Below are 13,796 nucleotides of genomic sequence, written 5' to 3' on the forward strand. Positions count from 1 at the left end.
CCCTCCTAGGTCATAGCACCTAAGAGTTTGTCATTCCTGAATCCCTTGCGACGCTTTCCAGTTGTTCCGGTCACGGCACCGTCAACTGCGCAGGCCCGGCGCCTCCTTGCCGGTCGACTGCACATATTCGGTATAGCCGCCGCCATAGGCATGCACGCCCTCGGGCGTCAGCTCCAGCACGCGGTTGCTGAGCGCCGCAAGGAAGTGCCGGTCGTGGCTCACGAACAGCATCGTGCCCTCATACTGCTGGAGCGCCGCGATCAGCATTTCCTTGGTGGCGATGTCGAGGTGGTTGGTGGGCTCGTCCAGCACCAGGAAGTTGGGTGGATCAAACAGCAGCATGGCCATGACCAGCCGCGCCTTCTCGCCGCCCGACAGGACGCGGCACTTCTTTTCGATCTCGTCGCCTGAAAAGCCGAACGCTCCCGCCAGTGCCCGCAGCGGTGCCTGGCCGGCCTGGGGAAACGAAGATTCGAGCTGCTGGAACACGGTCAGGTCGCCATCGAGCACGTCCATGGCATGCTGGGCAAAATAGGCCATCTTGACCGACGGCCCACGCGACACCGTGCCGGCATCGGGGTCGGCCGTGCCGGTCACGAGCTTGAGCAGCGTCGACTTGCCGGCGCCGTTGACGCCCATGATGCACCAGCGCTCTTTGCGCCGAACATGAAAGTCGAGCCCGTCATAGATGGTGCGCGCGCCATAGCTCTTGCTCACACCCTTGAGCAGCGCCACGTCTTCGCCCGAACGGGGAGCGGGGCGGAACTCGAACTCCACCGTCTGGCGGCGCTTTGGCGGCTCCACCCGGTCGATCTTGTCGAGCTTCTTGACCCGGCTCTGCACCTGTGCGGCATGCGAGGCGCGCGCCTTGAAGCGGGCGATGAAGTCGAGTTCCTTGGCAAGCATGGCCTGCTGCCGCTCGAACTGCGCCTGCTGGTTCTTGTCGGCAATGGCCCGCTGCTGCTGGTAGAATTCGTAATTGCCCGAATAGGTGGTCAGCGAGCCGGCATCGATCTCGACGATCTTGTTGCAGATACGGTTCATGAACTCGCGGTCGTGCGAGGTCATGAACAGGGCGCCCTGATAGTTCTGGAGAAAGTCCTCCAACCAGATCAGCGATTCAAGATCGAGGTGGTTGCTCGGTTCGTCGAGCAGCAACGCGTCGGGGCGCATCAGGAGGATCCGCGCGAGCGCCACGCGCATTTTCCAGCCCCCCGAGAGGCGGCCGACATCGCCGTCCATCATCTCCTGGGAGAAACCCAGCCCGTCCAGCACTTCACGGGCGCGGCCATCGAGCGAATAGCCGTCCAGTTCCTCGAACTGATGCTGCACCTCGCCATAGCGCTCGATGATGGCATCCATCTCGTCGGCCTTGTCAGGGTCGCCCATGTCGGCTTCGAGCTGGCGCATTTCGGTGATCAGCGCCGAGACGGGCCCGGCACCGTCCATCACCTCGGCCACGACGCTGCGGCCACTCATCTCGCCCACATCCTGGCTGAAATAGCCGATCGTGGTGCCGCGATCGATCGAAACCTGCCCCTCGTCGGGCTGTTCCTCGCCGGTGATCATGCGGAACAGGGTGGTCTTGCCAGCCCCGTTGGGACCCACGAGGCCGATCTTTTCACCCTTTTGCAGCACGGCGGACGCGTCGATGAAGACGATCTGCTTGCCGTTCTGCTTGCCAATGCTTTCGAGACGTATCATGCGCTTGCCAAAACCAGTTCTTCGGCACGCTCATAGGCTGATCAGCTTGAGCCGTATAGCCTCGACGACGGTATGGACGCGATTGCTGGTGCCAAGGCGCTTCTGGGCATTCTCGCAATGCTGGTTGACGGTGCGAGCCGTCATGCCGGTGATGGTGGCGATCTCGCCGGCGGTCTTGCCGGCCGCAACCCAGCCGAGCACTTCGCTTTCGCGCCTGGTAAGGGTGGGACGCTCCCCCTGCCTTTCCGCCAGCCTGCTCAGGAACCGCAGCTGGCCATAGGCATAAAGCGAGAGCATATGCACTTCGAGCCGCTGCCGCTCATCGAGCCGCTTGGGGTCCCCGGCAAAGGATACGACCCCCTGCAACTGCCCTTCGATATGAATCGGCACGCACAGCCCGTTTTCCATGCCGTGCGCCCTGGCCTCCTCCATGACGCGGTGCGCCATGGGGTCGGCCTCGGCGTCATAGCGGACCTCGGCCCACTCGAACGGCAGGCTGGTGACATAGCAATTGCGCGCCACCGGATCATGCTGGGCGTAGTTGAGGCTGGTATAGCGCTTGTACCACTCGGCGTTCCAGCCGGAGAGGAGAATGGCCGCCTCCGGGTCCAGGTCATCCTCGGGCAGGCCGGAAATGATGAAGCTGGTAAAGCCGTAGTGGCCAATGGCCTCCTGCATGATCCGGAGAATACCTTGGCTATCCTGCTGGTGCTGGATAGCGTCGATAAACTTCATGAGGTCGGCGTTCACCGGCATGCCCTCGCCAGAATCCATGTCCCAACTAAGTGACCATATTCCGCGCCGGGTGCAAGGCAGCCTTGCGACGAATGCTTAGGCAGGGCGACGGCGCCCTGCCTTTGCTCAGTGCTTGGCTTCAAACTGATGGGGGTTGAAGTGGTAGGCGGTTGAACAGAACTCGCACACCACCTCGATCTCGCCATCCACGGCCATTTCCTCGCGATCCTCCGCGGTGAAGCTCGTGGCCAGCATCTCCTCGATACGGTCGGCCGAGCAGGAGCAGCGCTCCACCACCTGCATGGGGGCAAAAACGCGCACACCGGTTTCATGGTAGAGCCGGAACAGAAGGCGTTCCGAGCTCAGGTCCGGGTCGGCCAGTTCGAGGTCGTCCAGCGTCTTGAGGTGCACCTTGGCCTCGTTCCAGCCATCGGCCTCGACAAAGTTGGGGTCCGCCGTCTCGGGATTGTTGAAGTCCCCGTCGCCCGGCAGGTCCGCCATATGCGAGATACCGTGCTCGGGCAGATGCTGGATCAAAACGCCGCCGGCCCGCCAATGGGGGCGATGATCGCCCTTCTTGGTGAACTCGGCCACCGCCAGGCGCACCTGGGTCGGGATCTGCTCGGACTGCATGAAATAGGTATGCGCCACTTCCTCGAGCGAATTGCCTTCAAGCGCGACGATGCCCTGGTAGCGCTCGGTATGCGGACCCTGGTCGATGGTCATGGCCAGATGCCCCTTGCCCAGCAATTGGCCAGGCTGGGTGCGGCCCTCTTCGGCGGCCTTGAGCAGCGCTTCTTGGTCGTAGCGGGCATAACCGCGCAGCCCGTCCGGCGCGTCGAAATCGACGACCAGCAGGTTCACCGGACCATCGGTCTGGGTCTGCATGATGAACTTGCCCTCGAACTTGAGCGAGGAGCCGATCAGCGCCGCCAGAACCACGGCTTCTCCCAGCAGCCGGGCAACCGGCGCGGGATAGTTGTGGCGCGACAGGATGGTGTCGAGTGCCTCACCCAGCCGCACGCTGCGGCCGCGGGTATCGAGCTTTTCCAGCGTGAACGGCACGACCGTGTCATCGCCGCTTTCCGGCCGGTCCAGCCCCAGGGCATTCATCAGGTTGTCGGTCATGGTCGTATCCGTTGTCATGTGGTCACGTCGCTTTGGGTGATACTAGGCCTGACCAAACCAGGAGTAGACCTCATCCTGAGCCTGTCGAAGGACGAGGTCGTGGCACCATTGCGTCACGCCCTCGTGGTTCGACAGGCTCACCATGAGGGCTACTCACGCACCCGATCAATATCGGGACTAATTGACATCAGCCCCGAAGGCCCAGCACAGGATAGCTTTTTGTGCATGCAGGCGGTTTTCGGCCTCGTCCCACACAACCGACTGCGGACCGTCGATTACCTCGTCGGTCACCTCGTCACCGCGATGGGCGGGCAGGTCGTGCATGAAAAGGGCGTTCTTGTCCGCCAGTGCCATCAAATTGGTGTTGACCTGGTAGGGTTTCAAGACCCGGCGGCGCTCGGCGATGTCCACGTCGCCCATCGATACCCAGGTGTCAGTGATGACGAGGTCGGCGCCCTCCACCGCCTCGCGCGGGTCCTCGATCAGCTTGACGAATTCGCCCGCCCGCTTGATGTCGTCCATCAGGTCCTTTTCCGGGCTGTATTCTTCCGGCGTCGCAATGGTCAGGTGGCACTGGAACAGTTCGGCGGCATTGACCCAGGAATGAAGCACATTGTTGCTGTCGCCCACCCAAGCGACCTTGGCGCCCTTGATCGGCCCGCGGTGCTCCTCGAAGGTCAGGAGGTCGGCCATGATCTGGCAGGGATGGGCCCGCCGAGTCAGGCCGTTGATCACCGGCACGGTCGCCGCCTCGGCGAGGTCCAGGAGGTCGGCATGGCTGAGGATGCGGATCATGATCGCGTCCACATAGCGGCTCAAGACCTTGGCCGTATCGCTCAGCGTCTCCTCGCGCGAGAGCTGCATTTCCTGGCCCGACAGCATGATGGTCTCGCCGCCCAGCTGGCGCATGCCGACGTCGAAGCTGACGCGGGTGCGGGTGGATTGACGCTCAAAGATCATGGCAAGGACCTTGTCCTTGAGCGGCTGCGGCCGGTCGCCATCCTTGAGGCGCGCCTTGAGCGAAGCTGCCGCATCGAGCATGCCGCGCAGTTCGCCATAGGTGAAATCGTCGATTGAAAGAAAATGCCGTGGGGTGCCGGTCGAGGTCATGGGCCGGGTTCCTTATGTGACGCTGAAGCTGGTCGGTTACACCGAAGTGGTTCCCCTCCCCCTTGAGGGGAGGGGTTAGGGGTGGGGGTTCTGGGCTCGCCTATGCTGCGAGCACGCGGATGGGTCGGAACCCCCACCCTAGCCCTCCCCTCAAGGGGGAGGGAACAGACCGCGTCGTCGGCGCCTTGCCTGCGCGAATTCAAGCATCTTCAATCAATCCACCGCCGGAACGGAAGCCTTTTCGGCCTCGATGGCATCGAAGGCCGCGCCGAGCTTGCTCATGGCCTCTTCGATTTCGGCCTCGGTGACGATCAACGGCGGGATCAGCCGCAAGACATTGTCGCCGGCGCCGATGGCCAGCATGCGGTGATCGTCGCGCAACCGCGCCACGAAGTCGCGCACCGGTGGCGCGATCTTGATCCCCGCCAGCAGGCCCTTGCCACGCAATTCGAGCACATAGTCGGGATATTTCTGCGCCAGCTGCTGCAGGTGCCAGGCGAGCTTTTGCCCCATCTGGTTGACATGGTCGATGAAGCCCGGCGCCAGGATACGGTCGAGCACGGCATTGCCCACTGCGGTCGCCAGCGGGTTGCCGCCATAGGTCGAGCCATGGGTGCCTGGCACCATCGAGGCCGCCACGTCGGCCTTGGCGAGGCAGGCGCCGAGCGGGAAGCCGCCGCCGATGGCCTTGGCCACCGCCACAATGTCGGGGGTGATCCCCGACCACTCGAAGGCAAAGAACCGGCCCGTGCGCCCGTAGCCGCACTGCACCTCGTCAAGGATCAGCAGCATGCCGTGCTCGTCGCACAGCGCGCGCAGCCCCTGCATGAATTCGGTGGTCATGGCGGTAACGCCGCCTTCGCCCTGCACCGTCTCGATCAGGATGGCGCAGGTCTGCGGCGTGATCAGCGCCTTGACCGCTTCGAGGTCGCCCGGCGCGGTGTGCTTGAAGCCGGGCATGGGCGGGCCGAAGCCTTCGAGATAGCTCGGATTGCCGCCGGCCGCGATCGTGCCCATGGTTCGCCCATGGAAGGAGCCGGTAAAGGCAATGATCTCGTAGCGGTCGACCTCGCCCTTGGCCCAGAAATAATGCCGCGCCGTCTTGATCGCGCATTCCAGCGCCTCGGCACCCGAATTGGTGAAGAACACCGAGTCGGCGAACGTATTGTCGACCAGGCGCTGGCCGAGCCGCTCCTGCTCGGGAATGGTGAAGACATTGGACGTGTGCCACACCTTGTCGGCCGCACTCTTGAGTGCGGTGACGATGTGCGGATCGCCGTGGCCGAGCGCGTTGACCGCAATGCCGGAATGGAAATCGAGATAGTCTCGGCCATGCTGGTCATACAGGCGCATGCCCTCGCCCCGCTCGAAGGCGAGATCGGACCGGGCATATGTGCCGTAGAGCGCAGACATGGTTATTTCCTTTTCAACAGGCTTCGGTGGTGCAGCGTTGCAATCGCGCCACAAATGGCAAAAACGCGCTCGTTGCGCAGCGCGTTTCGGAGCCGGAGTAAGGCGGTTTTTGCAAGATAAGTCAATGATCACGCCCCAAGTGCCTGATTTGACTCAGCTCTTCGTTAAGCAGATTTTAACCACTGAATAACCGGGGAAAGTTGCCCCCGACTCTTGATCCTGATTCCACCGATGTCGTAATCTCCCTGTCATTGGGAAACACGATATCTCGTGTGGCGGACCCATCTAGCATACGACGCCTAGCGTTTGACGGCTGCCATGGCCATTTGGCAGCGCAATGAAGGATTCTGTTTTGACGATGGTTTCAGGAGCACAAACGGCGGGCTGGACTGACGAGCGCGTCGAGACCTTGAAGAAGCTCTGGATGGAAGGGCTGAGCGCCAGCCAGATCGCGGGCGAACTGGGTGAAGGTGTCACCCGCAACGCGGTGATCGGCAAGGTCCACCGCCTCAAGCTTTCTGCCCGCGCCAAGCCCACCAATACAGCACCGCGCGCCCGGCCCGCAGCCCGTCCGGCGCCGCGCCGCGTGGCGAGCCCTGCCCCAAGCATGGCCGGCATAGTTGGCGGCGCCGCCAAGGCTGCGCGCCCGACCATGACGTCTGCCCGTCCGCAAACCATGGGCGCGACCGCGCTCGCCATGGAGCCGCAGATGGATACCGAAGTCTACGTGGCACCGGCCGCGGCCGAACTCTTCATCCCCGAAGACAAGCGCCTCAACCTCCTCCAGCTCAATGAGCACACCTGCAAGTGGCCAATCGGCGACCCGCTCAGCAAGGACTTCTACTTCTGCGGCCAGCATTCGCTCGACACCGGCCCCTATTGCGAATTCCACTCCCGCCGCGCCTACCACCAGCTGGACAAGAAGCGCCGCTGAGCGATCACCAGGAACTGCAAAGGGCGCCGCAAGGCGCCTTTTTTGTTGCGTGCTCAGACGTCGCCGAGTGCACCGGGTGAGCTTCCCTCCCCCTTGTGGGGAGGGAATGAGGGTGGGGGGCGGTCCAGCGCCTGAAGGACGAGCGTCAACACCCCGTCCATATTGCGCATGACGTCGCGATTGCTCACCCGCAGCACGCGATAACCTTCACGCCCAAGCAGTTGATCACGCCTGGCGTCATCGGCAATTGACCCGTCCTCGAAGTGCGTGTCCCCATCGACCTCGATGATCAGACGGTGCTTGTGACAGCAGAAGTCGGCATAGAAATAGCTGATCTGCACCTGCCGCCGGAAATGGTGTCCCATCGGACGCAGCTCACGCAGCGCGTTCCAGAGCTTGGCTTCCGGCACGCTCATGGTCTTGCGCAACTGACGCGCCCGTTCGACGCTCATTCCCCCACCCTTGGCGCTACGCGCCGTCCCTCCCCACAAGGGGGAGGGAGACGCCAGATCCGCCGCCAGAGCTTATCCTGATCTATGCGGCCGCTGCAGCCCCCCTCACGGCAGAAACACATCTACGCGCATGCCCTCGCCCGGCTTGCTCTTGAAGCTGAGCTGCCCACGATGGCGGTTCACGATGTGCTTGACGATGGCGAGGCCAAGCCCCGTGCCCTTTTTCTTGCGGCTGGCATCGGCGTCGATGCGATAGAAGCGTTCGGTCAGGCGCGGCACATGCTCGGGCTCGACGCCCGGTCCGCGGTCGATCACCGTGACCTGCTGGGCGAAACCGGGGCGGCTCGATGGCGCCAGGTCGATCTCGATATACTTGCCGCCCGCGCCATATTTGATGGCGTTCTCGACGAGGTTTTCGAACACCTCGTAGAGCTGCCCGCGGTCGCCCGTCACCGTGCTGGGCCCGTCGAACAGGGTCATGCGGATTTCGAGGTCCGCCGCCTTGGCCTGCATCATCAGTCCTTCGCGCACCTCGCGCAGCAAGCCGGCCAGCTCGATGGTGCCGGTGGGCCGCACATGCTGGTGCATCTCGATGCGCGAGAGGCTGAGCATGTCGTCGATCAGCTTACTCATCCGCTCGGCTTGCCCACGCATGATGAGGAGGAATTTTTCGCGCGCCGCCGTGTCGTTCGCCGCGGGCCCAAGCAGCGTGTCGATGAAGCCGAGCAGCGATGCCAGGGGCGTGCGCATTTCATGGCTGGCATTGGCGATGAAGTCGCTGCGCAGCGCGTCGACGCGCTTGAGTTCGGTCAAGCTCTGAAACGTCACCAGCAGCTGCCGGTCCTCGTCTTCGAGCCAGTCCTGGCCCTCGTGGCGGAGCGGGGAAAGAACCACCTTGTCCCAGGTCTCGGACGGAATGGTTTCGTGCAACTCGATGGTGCGCACATTGCCGCTGCGCATCGCAAGGTCGAAGGCTTCCACAAGTTGCGGATTGCGCAGGGAAAAGGTCAGCGGATTGCCGCTACGCACGGAAGGGAACTGGCGGTGTGCAGCCGCATTGGCATGAAGAACCACGCCGCGCCGGTCCAGCACCAGGCAGGGATCGGCCAGCGCATCGGCAACGGCGAAAACCGTGGCATCCTCGCTGGCCTCGGCCGGCGCCGGCACTTCCACGGTGCGGGTGACGACCTGCTGCGGCAGCGGCAGCATGGCGACACCCGCCACGACGACAAGGAAACCGATGACTGCAGCGACAAGGCTGATCTCACCAAACAGGGCCAGCACGGCGAAGACGCCGAAAATGCCGGCGATCAGCCCCGCCTGCGCCAGCAGACGAGCCCCGGCTGCGCTGGCCCGGGAGGCCGGCGAGTTGAGCTGCGGCTGGTCCATGTCGTTTTTCTGTGAATCAGTCAGTTGCGACGCCCCTTGCGCGCAAGTCTGGCTTCATAGCACGCTGAACATGACAATGGAGCGACACCTGTGACCGATCCCCTCGACGGCTTCGACCTTGAAAATCCCGTCCTGCCCAAGGCCATAAAGCACGGCGCCATGACTTCGGGCGGCTATCCTTACGAGGATAAGCTGGATGGGGACATCTATGAAGCGCAGATGTACGAGTTGCAAAAGCAGCTGGTGCGGCTGCAGGCGCACCTGGCCAGCAGTGGCGAGCGGATAATGATCGTTTTCGAGGGGCGCGACGCCGCCGGCAAGGGCGGCACGATCAAGACCTATCTCGAGAACCTCAATCCCCGCTACAACGTGATCGCCGCCCTGCCCAAGCCCAATAGCCGCGAAGCTTCGCAATGGTATTTCCAGCGCTATGTCGACTGGTTCCCCGCCGGCGGCGAGACAGTGCTCTTCGATCGCTCCTGGTACAACCGGGCCGGCGTCGAGCGGGTGATGGGCTTTGCTAGCCCGCAACAGGTCGAGCATTTCCTCGAGGAAGCGCCCGAGTTCGAAAAGCGCATCACCAAGGACGGTATCCACCTCTTCAAGTTCTGGCTGTCGATCGGTCGCGAGATGCAGATCAAGCGCTTCCACGCCCGCCGCCACGATCCGCTCAAGGTCTGGAAGCTCTCGCCCATCGATATCGAGGCGCTGCACAAGTGGGACGACTACACCGCCGCCCGCGACGAGATGCTGGCGCGCACCGATTGCCCGCATGCCCGCTGGACGGTGATCCGCGCCAACGACAAGCGCCGCGGCCGCATCAACGTCATCCAGAGCGTGCTGAGCCGCCTTGATTTCGCCGGCAAGGACGAGAAGGCCATCGGGCAGGTGGACCCGCAGATCACCCTCAAGGCCGACGAATTCCTCAAGCTGCACAAGACCGACTGAGCCATAACACTGATGATTGACAGCCATCCTCAGTGTGAAACTACTGTCGCCAAGTTCGGCGACCGGTTCGCAGGGGCAAATTGAACGTCAGCAGCCAAAAAGCGGTCCTGGTATCCAATGCGCGGGGGCAATCGCCCTTCGTGCTCGTCTGCGACCATGCCAGCAACCGCATTCCCCCTCAATATGGCGACCTGGGGCTCACCCCAATACAGCGCCTGACCCATATCGCCTGGGATCCTGGTGCCCTCGCCGTCAGCCGGCGCCTCAGTGAACTCCTGGATGCGCCGCTGGTGCAATCCACCGTGTCGCGCCTCATCATCGACTGCAATCGCGACCTGTCGGCACCGGACCTGATCTGGACCCTTTCGGAAACCACGCGCATCGCCGCTAATGAAAACCTCGACGCAGCCGAGCGGCAGTACCGCATCGATCACTTCCATCGCCCCTACCATGCCTCAATCGAAACGCTGCTGGAGGCGCGCCGCCATGCCGGGCGCGAGACCATCCTGGTCTGCGTCCACTCCTTCACCCCGGTCTACCATGGCGTGCCGCGGCGCTGGCCGATCGGGCTGATCCACGGCCTCGACACTGGCTATACCGCGGCGCTTCGCAACGCCCTGCAGAACGCCGACCCCAGCCTCGACATCGGTTGGAACGAACCCTACGCAGCCCTTGCCGGCGTGACTCTGACGCTGGAGAAGCATAGCGACGGCAGGGGCCTTGAAGCCACCATGATCGAGCTGCGCCACGACGAGATCCTCGAGCCCGCCGGCGTGACCCTCTGGTCCAACCGCCTTGCCGCCTGCCTTGAGACCGCCCGGCTGGCGCGCCGGCAGGCGATGGGCCTCTAGCGTCACATTCCCAACCTCCGGATACCAGCATGACCGAGACCAGACAGGTGGGCAGTATCGCCTATGCCACGCGCGACCGGCGCTATTTCGAGCGGCGCGGCCTCCAGCGCTATGCCGGCATCTGGAGCCTCTGGGCGCTCGGCGTCGGTGCGGTGATCTCGGGCCACTTCTCGGGCTGGAACTTCGGCTTCATCACCGGCGGCTGGGGCGGCATGCTGGTTGCCGCCGCCATCATCGCCGTCATGTATCTGGGCCTGGTCTCGTCCATCGCCGAAATGAGCGCCGCCCTGCCCCATACCGGCGCCGCCTATAGTTTCGCCCGCACCGCAATGGGCCCATGGGGCGGCTTCGTCACCGGGCTCTTTGAAAACGTGCAATACGTCCTCGCCCCCGCCGTGGTCTGCACCTTCATCTCGGGCTATTTCGGCTCGCTCGCCGGGCTGGACACGGCCTGGTACCCGCTGCTCTGGATCGCCGTCTTTGCCCTCTTTCTCGCGCTTAACATTTTCGGCGTGGCGCTGAGCTACCGCGTCACGCTCCTAGTGACTTTGGTGTCGCTGGGCGGGCTGATGTTTTTCTGGATCAGCGCCCTGCCCCATGTCGACTACGCCCGCTGGGCTCTCAACGTGGGTGCAGGCCCCGACGGCGCCGCCATCGCGCTGCCGGCGGGCAATGGTCCCTGGCTTCCCTTCGGCTGGCAGGGCATTCTCGCCAGCCTCCCCTTTGCCGTCTGGCTGTTTCTGGCCATCGAGCAGGTGCCGCTTGCCGCCGAGGAGGCGGTCGACCCCCAGCGCGACCTGCCGCGCGGCATCCTCCTCGCCTTCGGCACACTCCTTCTGTCCGCAGTGATGATCGTCCTTCTCAACCCGGCCATCCAGGGCGTCGGCAGCTTTGCCCTCAGCACCTCGCTCGAGCCGGCACTCGACGGCATTCGCGCCATCTATGGCGACGGCGCCGCCCCCGCTTTCGGCGTCGTGGCGCTGGTCGGGCTGGCCGCGTCCTTCCACACCATCCTCTATGCCCAGGGCCGGCAGGTCTATTCGCTGAGCCGCGCCGGCTATTTCCCCTCGGGCCTCTCGGTTACCCATCCGCGACACCGGACGCCGCACCTGGCCATGATCGCCGGCGCCGCACTTGGCCTCCTCGTGATGCTGGGCATCTGGTTCAACAATGGCGGCGGCGGACCGGGAGAAACCCAGCTTGGCGACGACATCATCGGCTCGGTGCTGCTCAACATGGCGGTCTTTGGCGCCATGCTGAGCTATATCATGCAGGCGCTGAGCTTCATCATCCTGCGCCGCAGGCTCGGGCACATCCACCGCCCGTTCCGCTCGCCGCTCGGGATCCCCGGCGCGCTTCTCACCATGGTCATCGCCGTGGTGACGCTGTTCTACCAGCTGCAGGACCCCAGTTTCTCCAAGGGGGTGATCTGGGTCGTGCTGTGGTGCGCGCTAGGGATCGGCTATTTCGCCCTGTTCGGGCGCCGCCGGCTCATCCTCTCACCCGAGGAGGAATTCGCCCTGGCGCACGGCGCGTGAACCGATGGCGCCGCTCAGGCGCCGTGCACCACCCCCGCCACGGTCTCGCGCACGCCCACCTCGAACAGGTTGTCGAGATGCGTCGCCACCGTTTCCCCGAACTTCTGGCTTTCGCCCAGGTCGGTGCCGAACACTTCGGTCAGCGCCACCAGACCTTCGTAGAGCGCTTCGGCATCGTCGCCAGCGTCGGCGGCAATGGCCATCATCCGCATGGCGAGCGGATCGCGCACATCGATGCTTTCGCCCTTCTCGTCGATGCCAACCACATAGCGCATCCACGCCGCCACCCCGAGACCCAGCCGCTCGAATTCCATTCCAGCAGCCAGCCGGTCGCGGATCGTGCCCAGCAACCGCTGCGGTAGCTTCTGCGATCCGTCCATGGCGATCTGCCAGGTGCGGTGCTTGAGCGCCGGATTGCGGAAGCGGTCGAGCAGCTGGTCGCGATAGGCGGCAAGGTCGACGCCGGGCATGTCGAGCGTCGGCATGACCTCCTCGGTCATCAGGCCACGAATGAGCCCCACGAAGTCCGCGTCGCCCATCACGTCGGAAATATATTCATAGCCCGCGAGGTAGCCGAGATAGGCCATGGTCGAATGGGATCCATTGAGCATCCGCAGCTTCATGCGCTCAAAGGGCTCGACATCCTCAACCAGCTGCGCGCCGGCGCGCTCGAATGGTGGGCGGCCGTCCGGGAAATCATCCTCGATCACCCATTGGGTGAAGGGCTCCGTCATGATCGGCCAGGCATCCTCGGCGCCGATCAGCTCCGCCACCGTCTGCCGGTCAGCATCGGTCGTCGACGGCACGATGCGGTCCACCATGGTGCCGGGGAAGGCCACTCGGGAGACGAACTCTCCAAGCGCCGGATCGCGCAGGGCCGCGAACTTGGTAACGATGCGCTTCACCGTCGCCCCATTGCTGGGCAGATTGTCGCAACTCATCACCGCAAAGGGCGCAATGCCTGCCGCCTGCCGGCGCGCCAGCGCCTCCACCAGCATGCCCGGCGCCGAGCGCGGCGCGCCGGGATTGGCCAGGTCATGGACGATGTCGGGGTGGCGCTGGTCCAGCTCGCCGGTTGCCGGGTCGTGGCAATAGCCCTTTTCCGTCACGGTCAGCGACACGATCCGGATCTGCGGGCTCGCCATCAGCGCCAGAAGGTCCTCGCGCTCGGTATTGGCGTCGAGCACCTTTAGGATCGAGCCGATCACCCGTGGATGGGTGCCCGCGGCATCGCGCACGGCAATTGTATAAAGCCCATCCTGCGGTGCCAGGGCCTCCTTGGTGTCGGGACGGCGGAGGCTTGCGCCAACAATGGCCCAGTCTGGATGCTCGCGCAGGAGGTCGTCGACATAGACCGCCATATGCGCGCGGTGAAACGCGCCGATCCCCAGATGCACGATCCCGGGCGTGATCTGCTCGCGGTTATAATCGGGCACCCGAACTCCGGCTGTGACTTGGCTGAGGGTGCTGGCGCTGAGACGCGTCATAGTCGACTCCGATCAATGGTTGAACCACCATAAAGCCTGTGCATCTTGTATGGAAGATAGTGACTTGCAGGTCCGTTCGCTTTACCGGCATAACCCACAACGAGGCA

At 63.8% G+C, this 13,796-nt stretch carries 13 protein-coding genes; 5 read left to right on the forward strand and 8 right to left on the reverse strand.

Going from position 1 to position 13,796, the window contains the following annotated elements; all coding sequences use genetic code 11:
* Nucleotides 1-81: 81 nt before the first annotated feature.
* The 5 genes from VIL88_RS06815 to VIL88_RS06835 all read right to left on the reverse strand — a co-directional run bounded on the left by VIL88_RS06815 (nt 82) and on the right by VIL88_RS06835 (nt 6,090).
* Entirely contained in the window at nt 82-1,704 is a 1,623-nt protein-coding gene (locus tag VIL88_RS06815) for an ABC-F family ATP-binding cassette domain-containing protein (protein WP_331987200.1), read from the reverse strand.
* 30 nt (nt 1,705-1,734) lie between these two features.
* Nucleotides 1,735-2,478, reverse strand: a complete 744-nt coding sequence (locus VIL88_RS06820; protein WP_331987201.1) for a LuxR family transcriptional regulator — start codon at nt 2,476-2,478, stop codon at nt 1,735-1,737.
* Between the two features lie 87 nt (nt 2,479-2,565).
* Complete coding sequence (locus VIL88_RS06825) at nt 2,566-3,567, reverse strand: Hsp33 family molecular chaperone (RefSeq protein ID WP_331987203.1); 1,002 nt, start codon at nt 3,565-3,567, stop codon at nt 2,566-2,568.
* Between the two features lie 177 nt (nt 3,568-3,744).
* Nucleotides 3,745-4,677, reverse strand: coding sequence for an ornithine carbamoyltransferase (gene argF / locus VIL88_RS06830; protein ID WP_331987204.1), 933 nt, complete (start codon nt 4,675-4,677; stop codon nt 3,745-3,747).
* 213 nt (nt 4,678-4,890) lie between these two features.
* The gene (locus VIL88_RS06835; RefSeq protein WP_331987206.1) at nt 4,891-6,090 is read right to left on the reverse strand and encodes an aspartate aminotransferase family protein; all 1,200 of its coding nucleotides are present in this window, start codon (nt 6,088-6,090) and stop codon (nt 4,891-4,893) included.
* Here VIL88_RS06835 and VIL88_RS06840 point away from each other — a divergent pair.
* Both VIL88_RS06840 and VIL88_RS06845 read left to right on the forward strand, forming a co-directional pair.
* A complete protein-coding gene (locus VIL88_RS06840; protein ID WP_331987207.1) occupies nt 6,089-6,280 on the forward strand; it encodes a hypothetical protein in 192 nt (63 codons plus the stop codon). The genes VIL88_RS06835 and VIL88_RS06840 overlap by 2 nt on opposite strands.
* A 168-nt stretch (nt 6,281-6,448) precedes the next feature.
* Nucleotides 6,449-7,024, forward strand: coding sequence for a GcrA family cell cycle regulator (locus VIL88_RS06845; RefSeq protein ID WP_331987510.1), 576 nt, complete (start codon nt 6,449-6,451; stop codon nt 7,022-7,024).
* Between the two features lie 53 nt (nt 7,025-7,077).
* Here the strand turns inward: VIL88_RS06845 and VIL88_RS06850 are convergent, their stop codons facing one another.
* Together VIL88_RS06850 and VIL88_RS06855 are read right to left on the reverse strand one after the other, a co-directional pair.
* Nucleotides 7,078-7,476, reverse strand: a complete 399-nt coding sequence (locus VIL88_RS06850; RefSeq protein ID WP_331987209.1) for an endonuclease domain-containing protein — start codon at nt 7,474-7,476, stop codon at nt 7,078-7,080.
* A gap of 105 nt (nt 7,477-7,581) precedes the next feature.
* Nucleotides 7,582-8,865, reverse strand: coding sequence for an ATP-binding protein (locus tag VIL88_RS06855; RefSeq protein ID WP_331987210.1), 1,284 nt, complete (start codon nt 8,863-8,865; stop codon nt 7,582-7,584).
* A gap of 90 nt (nt 8,866-8,955) precedes the next feature.
* Here VIL88_RS06855 and ppk2 point away from each other — a divergent pair, with 90 nt between their 5' ends.
* The 3 genes from ppk2 to VIL88_RS06870 all read left to right on the forward strand — a co-directional run bounded on the left by ppk2 (nt 8,956) and on the right by VIL88_RS06870 (nt 12,202).
* A complete protein-coding gene (ppk2, locus tag VIL88_RS06860) occupies nt 8,956-9,813 on the forward strand; it encodes a polyphosphate kinase 2 (protein WP_331987211.1) in 858 nt (285 codons plus the stop codon).
* 80 nt (nt 9,814-9,893) lie between these two features.
* Complete coding sequence (locus VIL88_RS06865) at nt 9,894-10,664, forward strand: N-formylglutamate amidohydrolase (RefSeq protein ID WP_331987213.1); 771 nt, start codon at nt 9,894-9,896, stop codon at nt 10,662-10,664.
* 29 nt (nt 10,665-10,693) lie between these two features.
* Nucleotides 10,694-12,202 (forward strand): amino acid permease, encoded by a 1,509-nt coding sequence (locus VIL88_RS06870; RefSeq protein ID WP_331987214.1) that lies wholly within the window; start codon nt 10,694-10,696, stop codon nt 12,200-12,202.
* A 14-nt stretch (nt 12,203-12,216) separates the two neighbouring features.
* Here the strand turns inward: VIL88_RS06870 and VIL88_RS06875 are convergent, their stop codons facing one another.
* Nucleotides 12,217-13,689 (reverse strand): mannitol dehydrogenase family protein, encoded by a 1,473-nt coding sequence (locus VIL88_RS06875; protein ID WP_331987216.1) that lies wholly within the window; start codon nt 13,687-13,689, stop codon nt 12,217-12,219.
* Between the last annotated feature and the right edge of the window lie 107 nt (nt 13,690-13,796).

This window comes from Devosia sp. (assembly GCF_036563435.1).
In the GTDB taxonomy this organism is placed as follows: domain Bacteria; phylum Pseudomonadota; class Alphaproteobacteria; order Rhizobiales; family Devosiaceae; genus Devosia.

Bases quoted from the DNA above. Each gene is read 5' to 3' on its own strand.
- argF (WP_331987204.1), bottom strand. From the start codon at position 4,677: ATGACCTCGACCGGCACCCCACGGCATTTTCTTTCAATCGACGATTTC.
- VIL88_RS06855 (WP_331987210.1), bottom strand. From the start codon at position 8,865: ATGGACCAGCCGCAGCTCAACTCGCCGGCCTCCCGGGCCAGCGCAGCC.
- VIL88_RS06840 (WP_331987207.1), top strand. From the start codon at position 6,089: ATGGTTATTTCCTTTTCAACAGGCTTCGGTGGTGCAGCGTTGCAATCG.
- VIL88_RS06850 (WP_331987209.1), bottom strand. From the start codon at position 7,476: ATGAGCGTCGAACGGGCGCGTCAGTTGCGCAAGACCATGAGCGTGCCG.
- VIL88_RS06835 (WP_331987206.1), bottom strand. From the start codon at position 6,090: ATGTCTGCGCTCTACGGCACATATGCCCGGTCCGATCTCGCCTTCGAG.
- VIL88_RS06845 (WP_331987510.1), top strand. From the start codon at position 6,449: ATGGTTTCAGGAGCACAAACGGCGGGCTGGACTGACGAGCGCGTCGAG.
- VIL88_RS06825 (WP_331987203.1), bottom strand. From the start codon at position 3,567: ATGACCGACAACCTGATGAATGCCCTGGGGCTGGACCGGCCGGAAAGC.
- VIL88_RS06820 (WP_331987201.1), bottom strand. From the start codon at position 2,478: ATGGATTCTGGCGAGGGCATGCCGGTGAACGCCGACCTCATGAAGTTT.
- VIL88_RS06815 (WP_331987200.1), bottom strand. From the start codon at position 1,704: ATGATACGTCTCGAAAGCATTGGCAAGCAGAACGGCAAGCAGATCGTC.
- VIL88_RS06870 (WP_331987214.1), top strand. From the start codon at position 10,694: ATGACCGAGACCAGACAGGTGGGCAGTATCGCCTATGCCACGCGCGAC.
- VIL88_RS06875 (WP_331987216.1), bottom strand. From the start codon at position 13,689: ATGACGCGTCTCAGCGCCAGCACCCTCAGCCAAGTCACAGCCGGAGTT.